This window comes from Bradyrhizobium uaiense (assembly GCF_010811875.1).
In the GTDB taxonomy this organism is placed as follows: Bacteria; Pseudomonadota; Alphaproteobacteria; order Rhizobiales; family Xanthobacteraceae; genus Bradyrhizobium; species Bradyrhizobium uaiense.
Genome location: NZ_VKHP01000605.1, coordinates 1 through 403 on the forward strand (window position 1 = coordinate 1; position 403 = coordinate 403).

The window sequence follows — 403 nt, forward strand, 5'->3', positions numbered from 1 at the left end:
ACGGGTAAACCCGGCGCCGGTAAATATCCGCGTGTTTCCAAGGCCTAGCGCCGATCAATCGCGCCCACCCGCCTCATTCGCGCCCCTAGACCCAAGCTAGACAGATTGAGCCGTTTTCAGAACCGGACAGGGCATGCTCGAGCGTGAAGGAAAGCAGCGCATCGGTCGGCAGGCTGGCCCCGGAGCGGCCGAGACCGACGCGCGCCGGCGTGAGGTCGCGCAAATCGGGAAGCGAAGGGGGCACTGGCGCCGGCGGTGTCCGCACGCTGTTCTTCGGCAGGCACGGAAGCCTCGCTCAGCCGGTTCGAGTAGTTCGGGTCGTTCTGTCGGCCCCTGTCGGCTGCCCTCGCACGCGCGATCAAATCCTGCGCACTCAGCGCCGCCCAGCTCTGCCCCTCGAGCA

The 403-nt window shown here is 67.0% G+C and carries 1 pseudogene; it reads right to left on the reverse strand.

The annotated features are described in order from the left end of the window. Nucleotides 1-130: 130 nt before the first annotated feature. Nucleotides 131-265 (reverse strand): annotated as a pseudogene (locus FNJ47_RS46710) (ethanolamine ammonia-lyase light chain EutC); the annotation flags it as partial. Between the last annotated feature and the right edge of the window lie 138 nt (nucleotides 266-403).